Source organism: Gemmata sp. (assembly GCF_051859125.1).
GTDB lineage: Bacteria > Planctomycetota > Planctomycetia > Gemmatales > Gemmataceae > Gemmata.
In genome coordinates, this window is sequence record NZ_JBHYGG010000003.1 from 1 (window position 1) to 21,815 (window position 21,815).

Annotated in this window: 17 protein-coding genes and 1 tRNA gene; 7 read left to right on the forward strand and 11 right to left on the reverse strand. The window is 70.3% G+C overall.

From position 1 onward, the window contains the following. Positions 1-71: 71 nt before the first annotated feature. Positions 72-1,559, reverse strand: a complete 1,488-nt coding sequence (locus ACTIGN_RS01145; protein ID WP_439620582.1) for a cytochrome-c peroxidase — start codon at positions 1,557-1,559, stop codon at positions 72-74. 1,626 nt (positions 1,560-3,185) lie between these two features. Then, positions 3,186-4,067 carry a UbiA-like polyprenyltransferase gene (locus ACTIGN_RS01150; RefSeq protein ID WP_439620584.1) on the reverse strand — a complete coding sequence of 294 codons (882 nt, stop codon included), beginning with the start codon at positions 4,065-4,067 and terminating at the stop codon, positions 3,186-3,188. A 161-nt stretch (positions 4,068-4,228) separates the two neighbouring features. Here ACTIGN_RS01150 and ACTIGN_RS01155 point away from each other — a divergent pair, with 161 nt between their 5' ends. Further along, positions 4,229-4,762: a hypothetical protein gene (locus ACTIGN_RS01155; protein WP_439620586.1), complete on the forward strand. Its 534-nt coding sequence runs from the start codon at positions 4,229-4,231 to the stop codon at positions 4,760-4,762. Between the two features lie 18 nt (positions 4,763-4,780). Here ACTIGN_RS01155 and ACTIGN_RS01160 read toward each other — a convergent pair whose 3' ends face one another. The 3 genes from ACTIGN_RS01160 to ACTIGN_RS01170 form a co-directional block, all read right to left on the reverse strand. Continuing rightward, positions 4,781-5,629 carry a hypothetical protein gene (locus tag ACTIGN_RS01160; protein ID WP_439620588.1) on the reverse strand — a complete coding sequence of 283 codons (849 nt, stop codon included), beginning with the start codon at positions 5,627-5,629 and terminating at the stop codon, positions 4,781-4,783. A gap of 100 nt (positions 5,630-5,729) precedes the next feature. Further along, positions 5,730-6,785, reverse strand: coding sequence for an ABC transporter ATP-binding protein (locus ACTIGN_RS01165; protein ID WP_439620589.1), 1,056 nt, complete (start codon positions 6,783-6,785; stop codon positions 5,730-5,732). Between the two features lie 70 nt (positions 6,786-6,855). Next, on the reverse strand, positions 6,856-7,029 hold the full coding sequence (locus tag ACTIGN_RS01170) for a hypothetical protein (protein WP_439620591.1): 174 nt from the start codon (positions 7,027-7,029) through the stop codon (positions 6,856-6,858). A 181-nt stretch (positions 7,030-7,210) separates the two neighbouring features. On the opposite strand from ACTIGN_RS01170, the gene ACTIGN_RS01175 reads away from it, so the two are divergent. The 3 genes from ACTIGN_RS01175 (at position 7,211) to ACTIGN_RS01185 (ending at position 10,358) form a co-directional block, all read left to right on the forward strand. Continuing rightward, entirely contained in the window at positions 7,211-7,957 is a 747-nt protein-coding gene (locus tag ACTIGN_RS01175) for an SIR2 family NAD-dependent protein deacylase (protein ID WP_439620593.1), read from the forward strand. 249 nt (positions 7,958-8,206) lie between these two features. Beyond that, a complete protein-coding gene (locus tag ACTIGN_RS01180) occupies positions 8,207-9,082 on the forward strand; it encodes a bifunctional 5,10-methylenetetrahydrofolate dehydrogenase/5,10-methenyltetrahydrofolate cyclohydrolase (protein WP_439620595.1) in 876 nt (291 codons plus the stop codon). A gap of 46 nt (positions 9,083-9,128) precedes the next feature. Beyond that, entirely contained in the window at positions 9,129-10,358 is a 1,230-nt protein-coding gene (locus ACTIGN_RS01185; RefSeq protein WP_439620596.1) for an AI-2E family transporter, read from the forward strand. A gap of 310 nt (positions 10,359-10,668) precedes the next feature. Here the strand turns inward: ACTIGN_RS01185 and ACTIGN_RS01190 are convergent, their stop codons facing one another. The 5 genes from ACTIGN_RS01190 to nuoH all read right to left on the reverse strand — a co-directional run bounded on the left by ACTIGN_RS01190 (position 10,669) and on the right by nuoH (position 17,374). Then, positions 10,669-12,564, reverse strand: coding sequence for a complex I subunit 4 family protein (locus tag ACTIGN_RS01190; protein ID WP_439620598.1), 1,896 nt, complete (start codon positions 12,562-12,564; stop codon positions 10,669-10,671). Positions 12,565-12,603: 39 nt separating this feature from the next. Further along, entirely contained in the window at positions 12,604-15,123 is a 2,520-nt protein-coding gene (locus ACTIGN_RS01195) for an NADH-quinone oxidoreductase subunit L (protein ID WP_439620600.1), read from the reverse strand. 121 nt (positions 15,124-15,244) lie between these two features. Beyond that, complete coding sequence (nuoK, locus tag ACTIGN_RS01200) at positions 15,245-15,559, reverse strand: NADH-quinone oxidoreductase subunit NuoK (RefSeq protein ID WP_439620602.1); 315 nt, start codon at positions 15,557-15,559, stop codon at positions 15,245-15,247. After that, the gene (locus tag ACTIGN_RS01205) at positions 15,556-16,128 is read right to left on the reverse strand and encodes an NADH-quinone oxidoreductase subunit J family protein (RefSeq protein WP_439620604.1); all 573 of its coding nucleotides are present in this window, start codon (positions 16,126-16,128) and stop codon (positions 15,556-15,558) included. The genes nuoK and ACTIGN_RS01205 overlap by 4 nt, the downstream gene beginning before the upstream one ends. Before the next feature lie 22 nt (positions 16,129-16,150). Then, the gene (gene nuoH, locus ACTIGN_RS01210; RefSeq protein ID WP_439620605.1) at positions 16,151-17,374 is read right to left on the reverse strand and encodes an NADH-quinone oxidoreductase subunit NuoH; all 1,224 of its coding nucleotides are present in this window, start codon (positions 17,372-17,374) and stop codon (positions 16,151-16,153) included. 302 nt (positions 17,375-17,676) lie between these two features. Here nuoH and scpB point away from each other — a divergent pair, with 302 nt between their 5' ends. Together scpB and ACTIGN_RS01220 are read left to right on the forward strand one after the other, a co-directional pair. Then, on the forward strand, positions 17,677-18,336 hold the full coding sequence (scpB, locus tag ACTIGN_RS01215; RefSeq protein WP_439620607.1) for an SMC-Scp complex subunit ScpB: 660 nt from the start codon (positions 17,677-17,679) through the stop codon (positions 18,334-18,336). 203 nt (positions 18,337-18,539) lie between these two features. Next, a tRNA-Leu gene (locus ACTIGN_RS01220) sits at positions 18,540-18,624 on the forward strand. A 47-nt stretch (positions 18,625-18,671) separates the two neighbouring features. Here ACTIGN_RS01220 and ACTIGN_RS01225 read toward each other — a convergent pair. Then, positions 18,672-21,230, reverse strand: a complete 2,559-nt coding sequence (locus tag ACTIGN_RS01225; protein ID WP_439620609.1) for a c-type cytochrome — start codon at positions 21,228-21,230, stop codon at positions 18,672-18,674. Positions 21,231-21,453: 223 nt separating this feature from the next. On the opposite strand from ACTIGN_RS01225, the gene ACTIGN_RS01230 reads away from it, so the two are divergent. Then, complete coding sequence (locus ACTIGN_RS01230; protein ID WP_439620611.1) at positions 21,454-21,786, forward strand: hypothetical protein; 333 nt, start codon at positions 21,454-21,456, stop codon at positions 21,784-21,786. The last annotated feature ends 29 nt before the right edge of the window (positions 21,787-21,815 follow it).

Sequence of the window (21,815 nt, forward strand, 5' to 3'; positions counted from 1 at the left end):
AGCGCCAGCGAGGGGGGTGGACCTCACCCCCCTCGCTGGCGCTCAGCGTTCGCCAGATCCTACATGCGGAACTACTTGCCCGGGAACGCCTTCGGGTCGGCGATCAGCGGGTCGAACGGGTCGCCGTTGAGCGCCTTCAGGAACAGCACGAGGTCGGCCTTTTCCTGCGCGGACAGGTTCAGCTTGAACGGGATGATCGGCTTCTTCGCCGGCCCGAACGTCTTCACCGCCGGGTCGACCGGCTTCCCCTCGGCGCGAGCGGTGACGTACGCGGCCTCGGCGGCCGTGTCGCGCATCTTCTCGCTCAGGTACGGGTTCACGTTCCCGCCGCGGTCGTAGAAGTCGACCACCGCCTCAAGGGTGGTGTCCTCGCCCGAGTGCATGTACGGGGCGGTCTGGAGCAGGCCGCGGAGGCCGGGGGTCTTGAACGCGCCGACGAGGGCCGTGTCCTTGTGCCCGGTCTGGAGCCGGGCGAACCGGCCGAACTGGTCGAGCGGCAGGCCGCCGTCCTTGTCGGCCCCGATGCCGATGTTGTGGAACCCGCCGTCGGTGTACGTGTCGCCGGTGTGGCAGTTCGAGCACCGGGCCTTGCCGAAGAACAGCGTGCGGCCGTTCAGCAGTTGCCTGGCGACCGCGTCGAGCTTGTCGGCGTCCTTCGCGGCGTCGAGGCCGAGGTCCTTCAGCGCCGGGCCCTTGGCGGCGAACTCGGCCTTCAGGGCGGCCGCGTAGTCGTCGGCCTTCAGCTCGAACTTGCCGGACTCCTCGTCGGTGACCCGCTTGCGCATCAGCGCCTCGGCCCGGTCCTGGACGCCGGAGCCGAGCAGGACGGTGCGCTCGTAGGTGGCGATGGCCTTGGCGGCCGCGTCGCGGGTCGGGGCGTGGCCGAACACGGCGAGGAACGCCTTCACCAGCTCCGGGGTGGCGCGGATGCGGGCGACGGCCTCCTCCCAGGCGTCGGCCTTGCCGCTGAACATCTCCATGTTGTTGCCGACCGGCCCCTGCGACTGGTCCTCCAGGGTGACGGCCCGGCCGTCCCAGAACTGGAGCCGGTTGTACGCGGCGTTGATCACGGTCGGCGAGTTGATCGGCCCGAGCTTGCCGCTGATGCCGGTGGACGTCTTGCGCGCGTCGGCGAACCCCTTCACGGGGGCGTGGCACGACGCGCACGACACGGTCCCGTCGCTCGACAGGATCTCGTCGTAGTACAGCTTCTTGCCGAGCACCCACTTCTCGACGGTCATGGGGTTCTCGGCGGGCACCGGCGGGGCGGTGGTCAGCCCCGCGGGCACCTTGATCTTCACGACCCTGCGGGTGACCTTCGCGCCGGTGGCCGGGTCCACGGCCTCCTCGGTGCCGTCGTTGAAGTAGCCCTTCAGGTCGGCCCAGTCCTTCTGGTTGCGGGTGACGAACACCATCGGAACCCGGTCCTTGAACGGGGTCATCTTGGTGTCGTCGGGGAGCAGGTAGTCGGCCGGTTCGGGCTTCGGCGGGGTCTGGGCCGCCGCGGGCGCGGCGGCCGCCAGCAGGGCGAGCAGCGCGAGGGGACGGAGAGTTGGCATGAGCCGTTCCTTTCGGGGGAAGGCGCGTGGGTGGGAGCCGCACCTGAGACGGTAAGGTTCATTGGTAGACAGAACACGGGCCGGCGTCGATGATGTTCGGGTCGGGACCGCCGTTGCGAGCCATCGTCGGCCCCAATGGGCAGTGGATAGTGGATAGTGGACGGTGGACAGGGAAGAAGTCGGGCACGGGCTCGGGCACGGGCTGGCGCACGGATCGGCAGCCCCGGAGGGCGACCGAGTGTAGCCAGGGGTGCGGCCCGCTTCGGGCAAGCCCCTGGCGGGCGACGCGGATCGCACGCCCGATCGGGCACGGAGCCGCCGCTGTGGTTGGGCGAACCCTGAGCGCCAGCGAGGGGTAACGCTACCCCCTCGCTGGCGCTCAGGGTTCGCCCCAGGGCGTGCCCGCGTGCGTGCCCGTGCCCGATTCCTGCCGTCTGTCTTCTGTCGCCGAAGGCGTCTGGCCTCTGGTCCCGAGTTTCGCCCGCCCCAACCGAGAACCCCCATGCGACAGTGCCCTCTCCCGGTCCTGCTCGTCGCCCTGTCGGCCCCGGCCGCACGTGCGGACGAGCCAACGGCCCGCGTCGCCCCGTTCCATGGATACGCGCAGGCCGTCGAGATGAAGCTCGGCAAGGCGAGGGCCGTGCTGTGCCCGCAGGTCGGCGGCCGCGTGCTGGAGTTCTCGATTGATGGCAAGGACGCCATGTGGCTCGACCCCGCCGAGAAGGACTGGCAACCGGGCAAGCCGGGGCCGAGTTCCGCGGGCCGGTTCGACTACGGCCCGGAACTGGTTGTGACCCCGCACCCGAAGACCTGGGGCGGCGAGTGGACCGCCGAGGTCGGCAAGGACGGCTCGGTGAAGCTCGTCGGTCCGAAGGAGGAGCCCGCCGGCGTCCAGGTGACGCGCGAGTTCAAGCTGATCGCGCACGGGGCGTCGGTCGGGCTGGTGTGCAAGCAGACGCTCGCGAACGTCGGCAAGGAGACCCGCGACGTGTGCCACTGGGGCCGGTCGTTCTCGCCGGGCGGCGGCATCTGCGTCGTCCCGCTCGGCGACCGCCCGAGCCGGTTCCCGAGCAAGTACGCGATGTACGAGGACGGCGCCGTCATCAACGTGCGGGCGACCGACGAGAAGATCCGCGAGCGGGACGGGTTCCTCGAAATCCTCGCCCCGCCCCGGAAGCCGAAGCTCGGGTTCGACACGTTCGGTGGGTGGCTCGCGTACTCACTGCCGAACGACACGCTGTTCGTGAAGCGGTTCGCGACGTTCCCGGACCGGGTGTACAACGAGGCCGCCGGGCTGACGCTGTCGGTCTGGTACCCGACCGGCCCGCGGATCGAGCTGGAGCCGATCGGCCCGCGGGAGCGGCTCAAGCCGGGCGAGTCGGCGGCGTTCACCGAGGAGTGGTGGCTCCTTTCGCACCCGTTCCCCAAGAAGGGGGAGAGCCTCGACCTGAAGGCGCTCAGTAAGCAAGTTCTCGCCGAGACCGCCGCGCCGACGTCGCCACGCGCCCCCGGGTTGGCACCCTGGGCAACGGCCTGCCGCCCCCTTCGGGGGCTCAGTGCCTTGAGTCCCGGAGGGACGACCGTGCGTAGCCCAGGGTGCCAACCCTGGGTCCGAAGGCTCCGGGTTCACCGCACCGCGAGCTGGATCAGCACGAGGACGAGCAGCCCGACGCTGATGACGCCGTTGACGTGGAAGAACGCCTTGTTCACGCGGGTCAGGTCGTCGGGCCGCACGAGCCGGTGCTCGTACACGAGCAGGCCGCCGGCCGCCGCGAGGCCGCCCGCGTACACCCACCCGAGGTGCGGGGACGCGAACCCGAGCCACACCAGCAGTCCGAACATGACCGCGTGGCACCCGGCCGCGACCCGCAGGCTCGTCGGCACGCCGAACCGCGACGGGACGCTGTGGAGCCCGGCGGCGCGGTCGAAGTCGGCGTCCTGGCACGCGTAGAGGATGTCGAACCCCGCGACCCAGAACGCGACCGCCGCGCCGAGGATCAGCGGCACGGTCAGGTCGGTCGGCCCCTTCACGGCGATCCACGCGGCCACCGGCGCGAGCATCAGCGCGGCGCCGAGCCACAGGTGCGCCAGGCTCGTGAACCGCTTCGCGAGCGAGTAGCCCAGCAGAAACAGCAGCACCGGCCCGCACAGGTACAGCGGCCAGTGGTTCGGCGGGTCGCGGAACGCGAAGAGCAGGGTGGAGGCGACGAACCCGGCGCAGCACGCGAGCGTGAAGACCCACACGGCGGCGGCGCTCAGCGTGCCGGCCGGGAGGTGCCGGGTTGCGGTGCGGGGGTTGCGGGCGTCGATGTGCCGGTCGGCGAGCCGGTTGAACGCCATCGCGGCGCTGCGGGCGAACACCATGCACAGCAGGATGCCGACGAGGTCCGCGGGGCGGAACGGCTCCTCGGCCCACGCGAGGGCCGCGGCCAAGAGCGCGAACGGCAGCGCGAAGATCGTGTGGCTGAACCGGATCAGTTCGAGCAGCTTGCGGGCGGCGCTGGGCACGTGTGGGCTCCGAGGGGCGAACCGGCGGGGCACCGGCACCGGCACCGGCAAGTTAACCGCACCCGCGGCCCGCCGGCAACGGCCCGAACCTTCTTGACCGGCCCGGGGTGCAGTGCCAGACTGGCGGGTATCGCCCGCCCCGCCCCTCCCCGGGTGCGCCAATGACCCGCCCGCCACTCGTCCTTCTCGCGATCGCTCTGGCCGCCGGGTGCGGCAAGAAGCCCCCCACGTCCGACGCGAAGACCGGGCCCCCCGCGGCCGGACCCGGGGCCAAGGCCGGGGGCGACCTGCCGCGCGGCACTCCGGTCCCTACGCCCACGGGCCGCGTCTTCTCGTCGCCGGTGGTGGCGGACGTGAAGGCGGCCAGGGACGCCCCCGGCCGGAAGGTGGCGATCGGGAACGTGAAGGTCACCCTCCCCGAGAAGCCCGGCGGCCGGGCACAGTACGACATCGACTACTGGGTGTTCGAGCCGCCGACCGGGAACAAGATCCTGCGGTGCCACATCACGGCCGCGTCCGGCGAACTCGGCTCGGTGGACATCCCCGCGGAGGCGGGCAAGGGCGGGCACGTCGTCGGCTACAACGTCGTGTCGCCGGAGTTCCGGCCGCCGTTCACGGTCAAGGTGGACGAGTTCGACTTCCTGGTCGGGCGGAACGGGGCGGCGCAGGTGTCGAACCTGATCGAAGTCCGGTGACCCCGCTGCTCGGGCCGCTCAGAACCCCGCCGCCGGGTTCGGCGCGCCGGCGCGGGCCGTCGCCACCGGCTTCGGGGCGTCGTCGGGCTTCTTGCGGTTCGGGGCGAACAGGAGCGGCAGCACCAGCAGCATCGTGAGGAGCCCGAACGCCACGGCCATGAGCGCCGAGTGCCCGCGGCTGAACTGGAGGACCAGCCAGAGCGCCACGAACCACACGACGAAGTGCACCAAGTTGATGAACAGCGCGACGGCCACCGTGCCCGTCGTCGGCGCGTACACCACGCCGAGTTGGTCGGCCTGGACGTACCGGCTCCCCTTGTCCTCGATGAACCTGCGGCCGTCCGGGCCGTCCACGTAGGTCCGCTTGTCCTTGGTGAGCTGCGCGCCGAACCGCACCGGCTCGGGCGCGTCCGGGGCGGGCTTCGCCTTGATGGCGGCGGTCATGTACGACTGCCCGCTCTTGCCGCTGCTGTTGAGCTGGAACGGCTCGCCGGCGGGGTCGAAGAACGTGTCCTTCTTCCCGCCCACGCCGCGCTTGAACTTCACCACCTCCTCGACCGGGGTGCCGCTGCCGTCCACGCGCAGCTTGCTCCCGTCGGGCGACGTCCAGCGGACGGCGTCCATCTCGTCGAACGTCTTCGTCTCGTAGGGGGCGAACTCGAAGAACGTGTCGTACTTGCGGGGGGCGCGGGCGTCGATCCACACCCACATCGTGAGGAACAGGCCCACGAGCGCCGCGGCCCCGAGCGCCCGGAGCGGGAGCCGCTCGGCCGGGGACTGGTACAGGTAGCCCTGCGCGATGATGCCGCCGCCGAGGAAGATGGCGAACAGCACGAGCGTCACGAGGAGCAGGACGAGCAGCAGCACGGTCGTGGCCCCGGCGGAGGTGGAGGCGAATGCGACAAGCCTACCACCCCCGCGCCCCGCCGGCTACGGGGCACCGGGGTTTCGGGGGGCGGCGCCGGCCCTACGACGCGGCCGCTTGGGCCGGCGGCTCGCCCTCGGACAGGCCGTGCCCGACCAGTTCGATGAACACGTCTTCGAGCGTCGGCTCGACCTTCTTCAGGCTGAGGATGCGGCCGCCGCCGGTGACCAGCGCCTGCACCACGGAGCCGATCGCCGGCTCGTCCAGGAGCGACACCTTCAGCTCCACGGTCGTCGGCGTCGTCGCGGTCCGGGCCTGGTGGACGCCGGGGAGCTTCTCCAGGTGCGCCCAGTCGGCCGGGCCGTTCCCGGGGGCCAGCGACAGCTCGTAGAGCGGGTACTTCTGCACGCGGCGCTTCAGGTTCGCCGGGGTGTCGCACGCCAGCACCCGCCCGTGGTCGATGATCGCCAGCCGGTCGCACAACTCGTCGGCCTCGGCCATGTAGTGCGTCGTGAGGAGCAGCGTGCGCTCGGGCCGCTCAGCCATCCACTCGCGGACGAACCCGCGGATCGCGCGGGCGCTGGTCACGTCGAGCCCGAGCGTCGGCTCGTCGAGGAACAGGATCTTCGGGTCGGTGATGAACCCGCGGCAGAAGTTCATCTTCTGCCGCTGGCCGGTCGAGAGGTGGCTCACGCGGCTCTTCGCCTTGTCGGTGAGGCCGACGACCTCCATCATCTTGTCGATCCGCTCGTGGGCGACCGCGGTGGGCACGCCGTAGATGCGGGCGAACAGCCACAGGTTCTCGCGGACGTTGAGGATGCCGTACCCCGACGACTCGCCGCCCGAAACCATGTTGATGAGCGGGCGGACCTTGTCGGCCTCGGTGACGACGTCGAGGCCGTCGACGAACGCCGCCCCGGTGGTGGGGGCGAGGAGCGTGGTGAGGATCTTGATGAGGGTGGTCTTCCCGGCCCCGTTCGGGCCGAGCAGCCCGAACAGTTCGCCGGGCCGCACCTCGAGGTCCACGCCGCCGAGGGCGACGAAGTCCTTCGCGTCGTCGGCCGCGGGCGGCTTCGACCACGGCCACCGCCGGCGGCGCGGCTTGGTGTAGGTGCGGGTGAGGGCGTCGACGCGGATCGCGGGTGGGGTCGGTTCCATCGCGTGCATTATACGCCCGCGCCCCGACAAGCAGCCCCCGGGCGCGCCCGGGGGCGAACTCCGTTCGTGGTCACTTCTTCTTGACGGGCTTCTTCTCGGCCGGCTTCTTGGCCGGCGCCGCCGCGGGCTTGGTGACGGCCGCGGCCCTGGCCGGTGCGGCCTTGCCCGCCTTCTTGCCGAAGATCGCCTCGTACCCGTCCCCGAACTTGCCGTCCTCGGCCATGCCCATGCGAACGATGCTCACGACTGTCGTCTCCGCGGTGCGAGTGGGTGTGGGGGTGCGCCCCACCTTCAATGTAAACCACGACCCTGGCATTGTCACGAGAGGGAGCACGAGTTTGACCGCGGCCGGCGCCGGTTCCTTGTTCCCCCCGGCACGATCCGCTATCCTGCACCGCGACCGGTCGGCCGCCGGAGGACCCCCCATGACCGATGACGACCTGACCCGCGCCGCCGACTGGCTGCGCGCCGCCGACCGCGTGTGCGTGCTGACCGGGGCCGGTGTCTCGGCCGAGAGCGGGGTGCCGACGTTCCGCGCGTCCGACGGGCTGTGGGAGGGCCACCGCATCGAGGACGTCGCCAGCCCCGACGGGTTCGAGCGCGACCCGAAGCTCGTGTGGCAGTTCTACAACGCCCGCCGCGCCAACGCCCGGACCGTGGAGCCCAACCCCGGGCACCTCGCCCTGGTCGCGCTCGAACGCCGCTGGGGCGAGCGGTTCACGCTGGTCACCCAGAACGTGGACGGCCTGCACCGCACCGCCGGCAGCACGAACGTGCTGGAGATCCACGGGAGCCTGCACCGCACCCGGTGCCTGGGCTGCAACCGCGTGACCGACCGCAACATTCAGGAGGACCTCGGCGACGAGCCCGCGTGCCCGAAGTGCTACGGCCAGCTCCGGCCCGACATCGTGTGGTTCGGCGAGGCGCTGCCCGAGAGCGTGTGGCTGCCGTCGCTGAACGCCGCCTACGGGTGCAACGTGCTCCTGGTCGTCGGCACCTCGGCGGTCGTCCACCCGGCCGCGTCGCTGGTCCCGATCGCCAAGCGGAAGCAGCCGGCCGCCAGGGTGATCGAGGTGAACCTGACGCGGACCGAGGCGAGCCAGATGGCGGACGTCGGGCTGTACGGCCCGTCGGGCGTGGTGCTGCCGAAGCTGGTGGAGCGGCTGGGCTAATACCCGGGGGGCGACCTGATTTGTTGGTGGCACGGGCCTCCGGCCTGTGTGCCGGGAAGCCGGTGCGGAATCGTTCGCCCCACGCGGGCCGCCACGGAGGGCGGCCCCTACAAACCAAGAGCCAACGTCTCGTAGGGGCCGCCCTTCGTGGCGGCCCGCCAACCACCGATGACGTCAACCGGGCGTGCCGGAACCACAGGCCAGAGGCCGGTGCCACCGAACCACAAACAACTGGGCTTGGGGGGTGACATGTCCGCGACGAAGCTGGACGGCAAGGCCCTGGCGGCGACCATTCGGAGCGAGGTCGCGGCAAAGGTCGCCGCGCGCGCCGCGGCCGGAAAACGCCCCCCGGGGCTGGCGGCCGTGATCGTCGGCGACAACCCGGCCAGCCACGTGTACGTCCGCAACAAGCACAAGGCGTGCGCCGACGCCGGGCTCGCGTCGTGGGTCCACACCCTCCCCGGCGACACCACCCAGGCCGGCCTGCTGGAAGTGGTAGAAAAGTTGAACCGCGACCCGGCGGTTCATGGTATCCTCGTCCAACTTCCTCTCCCGAAGCAGATCGACGAGGACGCGGTCCTCCGGTCCGTGGCCCCGTCGAAGGACGTGGACTGCTTCCACCCGGAAAACGTCGGCCTGCTCGCCGCGGGGCACCCCAGGTTCTATCCCTGTACCCCGCACGGCGTGGTCCAACTGTTGCAGCGCAACGGGATTGCGACGGCCGGCCGGGAGGTCGTCGTCGTCGGCCGCAGCAACATCGTCGGCAAGCCGCAGGCGCTGATGCTGATGCAGAAGGCGACCAAAGCGAACCCGGCGGGCGGCGACGCGACGGTCACGGTCGCCCACACGCGGACCCGCGACCTCGCGGCCGTGTGCCGCCGGGCCGAGATTCTGGTGGTCGCGGCCGGTGCTTTGCATGCGATCACGCCCGACATGATCGCGCCGGGCGCGACGGTGATCGACGTCGGGATGCACAGCGTGAACGGGAAGTTGACCGGCGACGTACACCCCGGGGCGGCCGACGTGGCCGGGGCGCTGACCCCGGTGCCCGGCGGGGTCGGCCCGATGACGATCGCGATGCTTCTGGTGAACACGCTCTCGGCCGCCGAACAGATCGACGGGTAGCCCGGCCGCGTGCGCCGGGGTACGGGACGAGGGACGAGGGGGGCGAATGAACCTGAACCTCACGACCGCGACGCGCATCGGGCTGAACCTGTCGGCCGTGCTCGGCATCGCCGCGCTGCTCAAGCTCGGCGCGAGCCTGTTCGTGCCGCTGGTGCTCGCGGTCCTGCTCGCGTCGATCCTGTACCCGGCGGCCCGGTTCCTCCACGACTTCGTGCGGGTGCCGTGGTTCTTCTCGTGCGTCCTGGTGCTGATCGCTGCCGTCGCGGTGTTCCTCGTCGTGGTCGCCGCGTTCGCGATCGCCATTCCGCAGACCCTGGAAGGGCTGCCAATGGGCGACGCCGCGTGGCAGGAGCAGTACCGGAAGATCCAGAACAACCTCCAGGCCGTGCTGCCGAGTTGGGTCGGCATCCCGTACTACGAGGACCCGAACCAGTCGTACATCTACCGCCACGTCCGCGACTACTTCTCGAACAGCAAGATGTCGGAGAACCTCCCGGCCATCGCGCTGTCCACCGGGGCGCGGGGCTGGCAGGCGATCCTCATCATGTTCATCACGTTGTTCCTCCTCCTAGAGGGGCAGATGCTGGCGGACAAGGTGCGGGCCATCTTCGGCCCGTCCCGCGAGACCCAGAACCGGGTCTCGACTGCGATCGCCGAGATGGCCTCCGCGATCCGGACGTACCTGATCTGGCGGACGATCGTGAACCTCGGGCTCGCGGTCGTTCTGGGGGCGGTCTACAACGCGGCCGGGCTCAAGTACTGGTACCTGTGGGCGCTGCTCGTCGCGGTCCTGAGCTACGTCCCGTACCTGGGCACGATCGCCGCCGGCATCCCGCCGTTCCTCGACGCGCTGCTGTTCGTCGACCCGGTCATGGCCGTCGGGATCGGCCTGTTCTACGTCGGGGTCGTCACCTTCGAGGGGTACATCATCGTCCCCTGGGTGATGGGCCGGAGCATGGACCTGAACGCCACGACGGTGCTGCTCGCGTGCCTCTTCTGGGAGGAGCTCTGGGGCATGTCGGGGCTGTTCCTGGCGATGCCGATCATGGCCGCGCTCAAGGCCGTGTGCATGCAGGTGGACGGGTGGCAGGGGTGGGGCGAGTTGATGGGGTCCGGACCCGCCAAGCCGCTCGCCCTCCTCGAGACCGACACCCGGACGCGACTCGATTCCATTGCCGAAGCCGCTGCCAACGGCGACGCCACGGTGGTCATGGACCACCGGGACCCGAAAGGGGGCAGCCCTTCGTTGGGCGAGCCGAAAAGCGACCCCTTTTGAGCCCCCGCCCCCGGTCCCGCACGACCCGACCGACCTCGAGCGCGTTGCCCGCGGCCTCACCCGGGCCGCCGTGTGGAGCCTCCTGACGCTCGCCAAGGTGCTCGAGGACTCGCTGTCCCGCGACCGCCCCAAGCGCCGCCCGCCCCCGCCGGGGTAGAACGCCAGTCGCCGAACAAGCGATGGGCCGCGGACGACGCGGATGAAAGACCGGATCGAGAACCCGATCAGACAGTTCGCCTCTGTCCGATCCGCTTCGATCCCGTTTTTCATCCGCGTCGTCCGCGGCCCATCGCTTCGTCTATGTGCGGGCTCACTTCAGTACGGACAGGTTCGCGACCCAGCCGGTCACGCTCGGGTCGATCCAGCTAAAGAGGATCGCCTGCGGGAAGATGCCCAGCGCGACCGCCAGCGCCACGAACGGCACCAGCACCGCCGCCTCGCGCGGCGACAGGTCCGGGAACGCCTGCGTGTCCGGGTTCGTGCCCAGGAACACCCGCTGCCACGTCCACAGGAGGTAGCCGGCGGTGAGCACGACGCTGAGGATCGCCGGCACCGCCAGCGCCGGGGAGAAGTCCCACGCGGCGGCCAGGACCATGAACTCGCCGACGAACCCGCACAGCCCGGGGAGCCCCATCGACGCGAAGAACAGGACCGCGGCCAGCCCCGAGTACAGCGGCATCGGCTCCTTCAGCCCGCCGAACCGGTTCACGTCGCGGTGGTGGGCGCGGTCGTAGACGACGCCGACGACGAAGAACAGCCCGGCGGCCGTGACGCCGTGCGCGAACATCTGGAACACCGCCCCGTTCACGCCCCACTGCCAGTACTGCGAGTGCGTGCCCGAGCCCCACGCGGCCAGGCCCAGCACCACGAACCCCATGTGGCTCACCGACGAGTACGCGAGGAGCTTCTTGAAGTCGGTCTGCCCCATCGCGACCAGCGCGCCGTAGACGATGCCGACGACGCCGACGAGCCCGATCCACCACGCGAGTTCCGACGCGGCCCACGGGCACACCGGGAACGCGACGCGGATCAGCCCGTAGCCGCCGAGCTTCAGCAGCACCCCGGCGAGGATCATGCTGACCGGCGTGGGCGCCTCGACATGCGCGTCCGGGAGCCACGAGTGCAGCGGCACGATCGGCACCTTCACCGCGAACCCGAGGAACAGCAGCCCGAAGAACAGGTACTGGAACTCCTTCGTGCAGACGGGTTGCGCCTTGAGCCGGGCGACCGCGGCGGCGGCGTTCACCCCGGGGGCGAACAGCTTCACCTGCCGCGCGGCCTCGCCGCCGGCGGGCGGCGCGCCCTCGCCGAACTTCGCCTGCGCCGCGACCCGCTCCTCCTGACCGTTGAGGACGAGCATCACGGCGCGGCCGACCTTCGAGAGCGTGACGAAGTCGAACGTGTGGACGGCGACCCGCTCGTGCGCCGCGGCGACCTGCTCGGGCGACGGTGTCTGCCCGTACTCGGCCTTCGCGAGTTCGGCGGCCCGCTGCTTCACGTCCTCCTGGTCCACGAAGTCGCGGACGTTGACCGTGTACAGGCCGATGAGCGCGACCAGGAGCCCGACGCTGCCGAGCAGGGTGTACACGACGAACTTGAGCGCCGCGTACCGCCGCCGCTCTCCGCCCCACAGCCCGATCAGCACGAACATCGGGACCAGCATGACCTCGTAGAAGACGTAAAAGAGGAAGAAGTCGAGCGCGACGAACGCGCCGATCACCCCGCTCTCGAGCAGCAGCACGAGCGACAGGTAGCCGCGGACGGACGTGTCGATCTTCCACGACGCGACGATCGCGAAGAACGTGACCACGGTGGTGAGCAGGATGAGCGGGAGGCTGATGCCGTCCACGCCCAGCGCGTACTGCGCGCCGAACTTGGCGATCCACGGGCGGCGGGTGACCCAGTCGTCGGACTGCATCACCCTGGGGATCGGTTGCGCCGCGTCGCTGGCGGCCCGGTCGGCCCGCGAGTCGAGGCGCGTTTCGGTGGCGTACCGCGGGAACCCGTTGGCGTCGGGGTAGTGGTCGATCATCGAGTAGTACCCGATGACGACGCACAGGCTCACGGCCAGCGCGCCGGCCGCGCCGAACAGCGCCCACCACCGCATGGCCTCGTGCCACTTCGCGGGGAACACCAGCAGGCTCGCGGCGCACGCGGCCGGCAGGAACACCAGCAGCGACAGCCAGGTGAGATCGGACTCGGGCATTGCGTTCCTCGCCAGCGCGCCGGGGAGGGCGCACTTTCCCTACTTCGCCAGGGCCGTGAGAATCCCCAACATCGCCGCCGCCGTCAAGGCCAGCGCGAGGACGTAGGTCCGCACCCGGCCGGTCTGCACGGCCCGCAGCGCCTGCCCCGCCGCAACGCACGCCTCGCCGACCGCGTTGAACAGCCCGTCGAGCGTGGGGTGCGCGAGCACCCGCGGCCGGTCGGTGGGGGCCTTGTCGGCCGCGGCCGCGGCCCTCGCGAGCCCGACGGTTGGGTTCACGACCGCGGCGTCGTACAGTTCGTCGAAGTACCACTTCTCGCGCAGGAACCGGTACGCGGGGCCGCCGGGCTTGTGCATCTCGACGGCCGCGGGCTGCCGCCACCCGAACAGCCACCACGCGAGCCACGCCCCGGTGACGCCCAGGAGCAGCGCCAGCGCACCGGCGGTGAGGTGCCGGTGCTCGGCCCCGCGGTGCTCCGCGGCGAACTGCGCCGCCACGAACGCCGGCTGCGACTTCTCCAGAACGTGGCCGAGGGCGCTCGCCTCCGGCTCCCAGACCGGCCAGCCCCACGCGACGCCGACGCTGAACACCGCCAGCACCACGAGCGGGACCGTCATCGCGAGCGGCGACTCGTGCGCGTGGGCCGCGCCGTCGCCCCGCGGCTTGCCCGCGAACGTCAGGAACCACAGGCGGAACATGTAGTACGCGGTCATCAGGGCGGTCACGAACGGCAGCGCCAGGAGCAGGACGTGCGCCCTGTGCTCGAGCCCGTAGCCGAGCGCCGCGGCGAGGATCTGGTCCTTGCTGTACCACCCGCTGAGGAGCGGCGCGCCGCTGATCGCCAGCACGCCGACGAGCATCGCGAACGCGGTCACCGGCATCTTCCTCCAGAGCCCGCCCATCTTGCGGACGTCCTGCTCGTGGTGGCACCCGTGGATCACGCTGCCCGAGCACAGGAACAGCAGCGCCTTGAAGAAGGCGTGGGTGATGAGGTGCAGCAGGCCGGCCGTCCACGCGCCGATGCCGAGGGCGAGCACCATGAACCCGAGCTGGCTGCACGTCGAGTACGCGAGGACGCGCTTGATGTCGGTCTGCACGAGCGCGACCGTCGCCGAGATGAACAGCGTGACCGCGCCGGTGTAGGCGATCGTCAGCAGCACCTCGGCGGCGAACAGCGGGTAGCACCGGCCGACGAGGTACACCCCCGCGGCGACCATCGTGGCCGCGTGGATCAGCGCCGACACCGGCGTCGGGCCTTCCATCGCGTCCGGGAGCCACGTGTGCAGCGGCACCTGCGCACTCTTGCCGACGCACCCGAGGAAGATGCCGAGCCCCATCAGCACGAACACCGCGTAGGGGATCACCCCGTAGCTGACGTAGTCGCCGCGGACCGGCACCTCGAACACGCTGTCCTTGTGCTTGCCGTGGCCGGGGCCGTGGAAGTGCGTCGGCTCCTCCCAAACGATCGGGAACAGCAGGACGTGTGTGCCGGTGTCGGGCCTGTCGCGCGGCTCCAGGGCGTAGTCCCGCGGCGTCTCGGCGGTCGCGGTCGGCAGCACCGGCTCGGCGCTGACGCGGATGACCTGGTTCGCCATCTCGTACACGCCGTGCGAGTCTTCCGCGGGCGCCCGCACGCGGCGGGTGAGTTCCTCGATGTTGAGCGTGCCGCAGTACGACCACGCGACGACGATGCCGACGAGGAACCCGGCGTCGCCGACCCTGTTGACGATGAACGCCTTGTTCGCCGCGGCGCTGGCGCTGGGCCGCTCGTAGTAGAACCCGATCAGGAAGAACGAGCACACGCCGACCAGTTCCCAGCTCACGAACACCTGGAACAGGTTGTCGGCGATCACGAGGTTGAGCATCGAGAAGCAGAACAGCGACAGGTACAGGAAGAACCGCCCGTACCGGCCGCGGCGGGTGAAGCCAGATGGGGAGTGGGGGAGATGGGGAGATGGGGAGTGGTGCCCCTGATCTCCGTGTCTCCCCCTCTCCGTGTCTCCCCCTCTCCCAACCTTCGTTGTCACGAAGTGGTCCTCAACGACCTCCGAAGTCTCGTCGGCCATGTACGCGGTGGAGAACACGAAGATGAGCGTGGCGATCACGCTGACCATCGCGAACACGACGGCGGTGAGGGAGTCGATCCGGTAGCCGAGTTCGAGCGCCAGCGCGAGCCGCGGGGCGGGGCGGGCGTTGTCGGTGGCGCGCTGCTGTTCCCACTCGGGCGGCGACAGGGTGTCGCCGGGGCCGATGCGGACCCAGTCGATCCGCTCGGCCCACCGCGACGCCCGGATCGAGCCCTCGGTGGGGTCGCCGAGGAACTGCACCAGGCCGACGACGGCGAGGACCGCGGTGGCGGCCATGCACGCGGTCGCGAGGTACGCGCCGGTCCGCAGCGGCTTGTCGCCCCCGCACACCCAGTACATCGTGCCGAGGAACCCGCCCTGCTTGCGGAACGGCCGGTAGAACGCCCGCGCCGCGCCGCCCACAAGCAGCAGCACGAACGCCGCCAGCGGCAGCAGGGTGGCGAGAACGTAGATGCGGCCGGGAACTTCCATAAGCGTTGTAAGTTTGACTTTGAACGTTTCGCGTTCCGACAGAAGTGGGCCGCTTGTAGGGCCGGCTGTGCCGGCCGCGCCGAGGGCCGCCCGATGCGGCCGGCACAGCCGGCCCTACAAGCTATCCCCGCAGCTCGTCGGCCTCGTCCACGTCCACGGTGCCGTGGTTGTTGTAAAAGTTGAGGATGATCGCAAGCGCCACGGCGGCCTCGGCGGCGGCGAGCACGATCACCAGCAGCGCGAACACCTGCCCGTCGAGCCGGAACGCCGGGTTGAACCGGGCGAACGCGACGAGGTTCACGTTCGCGGCGTTGAGGATCAGTTCGACCCCCATGAGCACGCCAATCGCGTTCCGCTTGCTCGCGACGCACACGACGCCGCACGCGAACAGGAACGCGGAGAGCACGAGGAACGGCTGTATGCCCAACTCATTCACGAAAGCACCCTCCGCTTCGCCCGAGCCAGGTACGCCGCGCCCACCAGCACGACGAGCAGGTGAACGGACACGATCTCGAACGGCAGCAGGTACGCGACCGGGGTGCGGGCGAGGGCAACGTCGCTCGGAACGCCGGTGACGTTCCCGGCCGGGCTCGCGTCGGTCACGCCGAGGAACGTGAGGCCGAGCGGGCCGACGCCCGGGAGCCCGTTGTCGGCCGGCGGGAACGCGACGTTGTACGACACCGCGACGAGCAGCCCGAACAGGAGCACGCCGACGGCCCCACCGACGAGCCACTCGGCCGGCCGGGTGCGGATCTCGCGCAGCGGCGCTTGGGCGGTGAGCATCACGCCGAAGACGATCAGGATGAGCGTGCCGCCGACGTAGACGATGAGCTGCGTGGCCCCGACGAACTCGGCCCCGAGGAGGAAGTACAGCAGCGACACGCCGACGAGCGTGAACAGCAGCCACACGGCCATGCGCACGACGTTCCGGGCCAGCACCACCCCGAGGGCGGAACAGGCCGTGATCGTCGCGACCACGGCGAAGAGCAGCACGGGCAGAGACATTGTTCCTCTTCCTGTCGGGCACCTACGCGCCGGGCTTCGCATCGAGCGGTGCGGGCTGGCCGGCCCACGCGCCGGGGAGTTCGCCCCGCAGCGCCCCGGACCCGGCCGGGGTGCGGAACGCGCTCAGGAACACCACCAGCAGGAAGCCCGTCCACCCGAACGCCAGGACGTAGCTCACGACGCGGGCCGCGTCCGCGGGCACAAGCAGTTGCCACAGGCACACGCCGATCAGCAGCACGCAACTGATCGGCAGGAAGTATTGGAGGCACGTCATCATCACCTGGTCGATCCGCAGCCGCGGCAGCGACCACCGCACCCACATCATGAGCAGCACGAGCACCCAGCACTTCGCCACGAACACGGCGACGTTCAGCAGGTTCCCGGGCCAGAACCCGAACCGCTCGGTCGGCTCGAACGGGAGCAGCCCGGTGTGCCAGCCGCCCAGGAACAGCAGGCTCGCGAGCCCGCTCACCGCGAACATGCTCCCGTACTCGGCCAGGAAGAAGTACGACCACCGGATGCCGCTGTACTCGGTGTGGAACCCGGCGACGAGTTCGCTCTCGGCCTCGGCGAGGTCGAACGGGGCGCGCTTGCAGCTCGCCGTCGCGCAGATGAAGAAGATGAAGAACGCCACGAACGTGAACGGGTCGTGGTAGATGTTCCAGTTCCAGAACCACCCGACCTGCTGCGTGCCGATGGTGTTCAGGTTCAGCGTGCCGGCGACGCACACGGGCACCACCACGCACAGCGCCCGCGGCACCTCGTAGCTCACCACCTGGGCGGCCTCGCGGACCCCGCCGAACAGCGACCACTTGCTCGCCGAGGCGTACCCGGCCAGCACCACGCCGAACACCTCGCTCGACAGCACCGCGAGCATGAAGAACGCGGCGACGTTCAGGTTCTCGGCCACGAGCCCGTTGCCGAACGGCAGCGCGAGGAACCCGACGAAGCTCGCGCAGAACGCGAGGTACGGCGCGAGCTTGAACAGGAACCGGTCCGCGGCGTCGGGGGCGAAGTCTTCCTTGGAGATGAGCTTGATGCCGTCGGCGAGCGACTGCAGCAGTCCGAACGGGCCGACGCGGGTGGGGCCGAGGCGGTCCTGGATGCGGGCCGACACCTTGCGCTCGGCCCAGATCGCGAGGAACGTGGACCCGCCGATGAACGCGAACAGGAGCCCGGCCGCGACCGCCCCGGCGGCGGCCACGCTCCACGGGTGCGGCAGGAGTTGCGACCAGAACTCGGGCACGGGACCGCCTCTCGCTCGGGGCGAGCGGGGGGCGTGAGCCCCCCGAGTGAAGTTCGAGCGCGGAACCTCGGGGGGCTCACGCCCCCCGCTCGCCGGGCTCACGGACCGCCACCGCGCCCGGGGTACCTTCACGTCAGGGGGATCGTTACGACTTATCCCCCGTGAGTCGCGACGATGGGCTCTGCCGGGCGAGGCCTTCCTCTTCCGCGGCGGAGCGCCGCAGCGTAAGCTACCCTCGCTCCGGCCGGGTGGCGTTCGGCAAGTCTACCGAAGCGGTCGCGGAGTTGCCAGCAGGAGGCGGCATGTTCCACGTCCGACTGCGGCACGGCCCCGCGACCCTCCGCCCGGCGACCGCACGCCCCGCGAACCGTCAACTGCCGCACGCACTGCGCCAGCGGCCCGAGGCCGCCGAACCCGAGGCCACCGACCCGCACGCCCGCACCCCCGAACTCGCCCGGCTCGAAGCGGTGCTGCTCCTGGCCGACGAACCGCTCGCGGCGCGCCGGCTCGCCGAGGCCGCCGACCTCGCCGACGCCTCCGAGGCCCGCAAACTCGTCGAGCAGCTCCGCGGTTTTTACGACGCCGGCGGCTCTGCGTTCCAGGTCGAAGAGATCGCCGGCGGCTACCAGCTCCTGACGCGGCCGCGGTTCCACCCGTGGCTCGCGCGGCTCAAGCGCACGGGCCACGAACTCAAGCTCACGCCGACGGTGCTGGAGACGCTCGCGGTGGTCGCGTACAAGCAGCCGATCACGCGGGCCGACGTCGAGAAGGTCCGCGGGGTGGCGTGCGGCGAGGTGGTGCGGCAACTGATGGAGAAGGGGCTGGTGCGGGTCGCCGGCCGGCACGACTCGCTCGGCCGCCCGCAGCTCTACGGCACGACCAAGAAGTTCCTGCAAGCGTTCGGGCTCAACGCGATCAAGGACCTGCCCGAGGTCGAGGCGCTGCGGAACCCCGGTTCGTGACTTCCGGCGAGGACGCGGGGCGTTGCGCACCGCCGGTCGCGGGCTGGTCCGAGCCCGAGCGCCGAGCGAGGGTTCACGTCCACCCCTCGCTCGGCGCTCGGGCTCGGACCGATTCCGACGCACCGAACATCGGAGCGCGCCGCCTACTTTGATGCGACCGACTTGTCAACGCGCCCGGCGTCTGACATGATTCCACCACCCCTGGGTGAGTGGTGGAATGGCAGACACACTGCGCTTAAAACGCAGAGTTCCGCAAGGGGCGTGCGGGTTCGAGTCCCGCCTCACCCACACTGCGAGGCCCACCCGTCGCGACGGGTGGGCCTCGTCGCTTCACATCACTTCTTGAACATCGCGCTGTTGCGGTCGCCGCGGGACAGCACGTAAGCCAGCAGGTCGAGCACCTCGGCCTCATCGAAGGTGTCGATGAGGCCGGCCGGCATCATCGACACCTTCGACGGCTTCATCGACTCGATCTGCTTCCGGTCCACCGTCACGGTCGAGCCGGGGTTCATCATGTCGGTGTTCACCATCACGTTGTCGCTGCTCAGGTTCACGATCCGCCCGCTCACGATCCGCTCGTCGGTCGTGCGGATCTCGACCGCCGCGTACTGGTCGCTGACCTCCTTGCTCGGGTCCACGATCGACTCCAGTAGGTCGCGGGCGCTGAACCGGCCGGCCACGCCGGTGAGGTCCGGGCCGTTGCTCCCGCCCTCGTTGTCGAACCGGTGGCACGCGAAGCACTTCCCGGTCGCGAACAGCTTGCGGCCGCGCTCGAAGTCGCGCCCGGCCTTCACCTTCTCCACGGCGCCCTCCAGGTCCGCGACCTTGTACGCCTTCACGAACGGCCGCGGCGCCTCCTCGGGGAGCTTTGTGGTCTTGGCCGTCGCGGTGAGCACCTCCTTGAACGCGGTCTTCTCGGCGTCGGTGAGCGTCGCGACCGCGTCGGCCTTGATGAGCTTCAGGAAGTTGGCGAAGCTGCTCCCGCCCTTGTAGTTCTCGGCCCGCACGAACCACAGGAAGTAGTCCCTCCGCAGCTCCGGCGTCCACCCGGCCTTGAGCATCCGCAGGGCGCGGACGTACTCCAGTTGCTCCTCCTGCGTCGGCGACTCCTTGAGGAGCTTCATCCCCTTCGCGGCGGTCGCCTCGTCCTGGAGGAACACGAACACCTGGAGCAGCTCCGCGTCGGCGAACCGGCTCCCGGTCGGGAACGCCGGGGCGTACTTCGCGAGCCACGCCTTCCGCTCGCTCTCGGTCGGCTGCCCGAACCGGTTGAGCACCACCTGATAGGTGCGGGCGAGGTCGGTCTTCTGCTCGTCGCTCAGCTTCGCGAAGTCGATGCGGCCGAGCGCATCGAGGAGCTTGCCGCGGAGCGCCGGGTCGCCGGCGACCTTCTTGTCCTTCGTGTGCTCGGGGCACGGGGCCGACACGCGGGCCAGCGCGAGGACCGCGGGAATCGCCTTCGCGGGGTCGGTCTCGGCGAGGGCCTTGTCGGCCCACAACTTCGCGTCCTGCTGCTCGATTGCGACGCGCGCCGCGAACCGGATGAACCGGTCGGCGCTGCCGAGTTCCTTCCACGCGGCCTCGACCGCCTCCGGCCCGACCTTCGCGTGCAGCTTCTCCAGGCCCAGCCGCACCTCGCGTGCGGCGGTCGCCGCCGGGTCCCCGGCCGGGGCCGGGGCGTCCTTCGCAGTGCCGTCGGCCGTCACGCGGTACAGACCGGACTTCGTCTTGCGGCCGCCGATGGCGAAGTACATCGCGCCGTCGACCGGGTTGATGACGAGGTCGGTCAGCGGCAGCGGGGTGCCGGTGACGAACTCCTCGAGGTCCGCGGCGTACCCGCTGCCGCTCGGCTTGAGGTGAACCGCGTACAGCTTGCCGTAGCTCCAGTCGCAGATGAAGAAGGCGTCCTGGTACTTCTGGGGGAACTTGGCCCCGTACCCGAAGGTCACGCCCGTGGGCGAGCCCGGCCCGATGTTGACGACCGGCGGGAGGTTGTCGACGTAGTACGCCGGGTACTTGCCGGCGCCGTTGCGCCACCCGAACTCGCTGCCGCTCGTGACGAGGCACACGCGGGTCGGCCGGTACCACGGGGTGTTGAAGTCCCACTCCATGTCGGCGTCGTAGGTGAACAGGTCGCCGGCCTTGTTGTAGGCCGCGTCGTACTGGTTGCGGAACCCGACGCTGAACAGCTCCCACGACTTGCCGTCGGGCGAGACGTTGTACATCGCGCCGCCCGGTCCCATCACCCCCTTCATGAACCCGTTGCCGTCCGGCACGCGGGGCAGGAGGTGGTCCTCGCCCCACACGGGCGGCACCTTGGTGGTGTCGAACTTGGTGAGCTTCGTCTGGTTCCCGCACACGACGGTGAGCCGCTTCCCGTCCGGGTGGAGCATGACCGCGTGCGGGCCGTGCTCGCCGCCGCCGCCCTCGAGCGCTCGGAGCAGCTCGACCGTGTCGAGCGTGTCGTCCGTCTTCGACGAGGTGACCTTGTACAGCCCGCTGTCCTTGCCGTTGACGACGACGTACAGCGCGTCGAACGCCCACAGCAGCCCTTGCGCCTGGCCGATCTTCGCGGGGATCGGTTCGACCTTCGTGCCCTCGGTGGTGCCGACCGGCGGCGGGGTGACGCGGTACAGCCCGCCGTACTGGTCGCACACGATGAGCCGGCCCTTCGGGTCGGTACACATGCTGACCCACGACCCCTGTTCGTTCTTGGGAACGGAGTACAGCAGCTCGACCTTGAACCCCTTGGCGACCTTCATGGTCGCCGGGTCGGTGGCGGGCGGCTCCTTGGCGGGCGGCTTGTCCTTCGGGGGCTGCTTGGCCTGACCGAGCGCCGCGGCCGGCGCGGCGAGCGCCGCGAGGAGCGGGAGCGCGTAGCGTGCGAGTGTCATGTGTTCCGGTTCCGAGAGGGGATGAACGCAGTTAGTATAGTCGGTACCCGTTGCGTGGGTCGCCTGTGAACCCGCCCAGATCGGTGCTTGTCCCGATCTCACCGCTGCTGGAAGTGCGCCGGTCGTAGGGCCGGCTGTGCCGGCCGGGGCGAACGCCGGCGCATGGGCGACGGCCGGCACAGCCGGCCCTACCGTCAGGCGCCAACTTCCTGCGGAGGCTGCGATGCCGGTCGAAGACCAACTCCTGACTCTGCTCCTCATCTGCGGCTGGTTCGGGCTGTGGTGGCTCGCGGTGCGAGCGGTGTTCGGTAGGTACTTCGGGCCGGTCGAGTGGGTGCCGATTGCGGTCCTGTCGTTCGCCGTCCCGGTCCTGGCAGCCGACCTTCAAGCGACCCACCGGATCGACGCCGACTTCCTGTTCTGGTGGGCGCTCGTGTCGATCGCGATCGACTCGGTGTGGGCGGTGCGGCGGGTGGCCCGGTGGATTTCGCGGCGGCCGCGAACCCCGCCCCGGCCCGGCGGTGTCGGACTGCCCGATCGTTCCGCCGGGTCGTAAACTATTCGACGTCGAGAATTCTCACCACC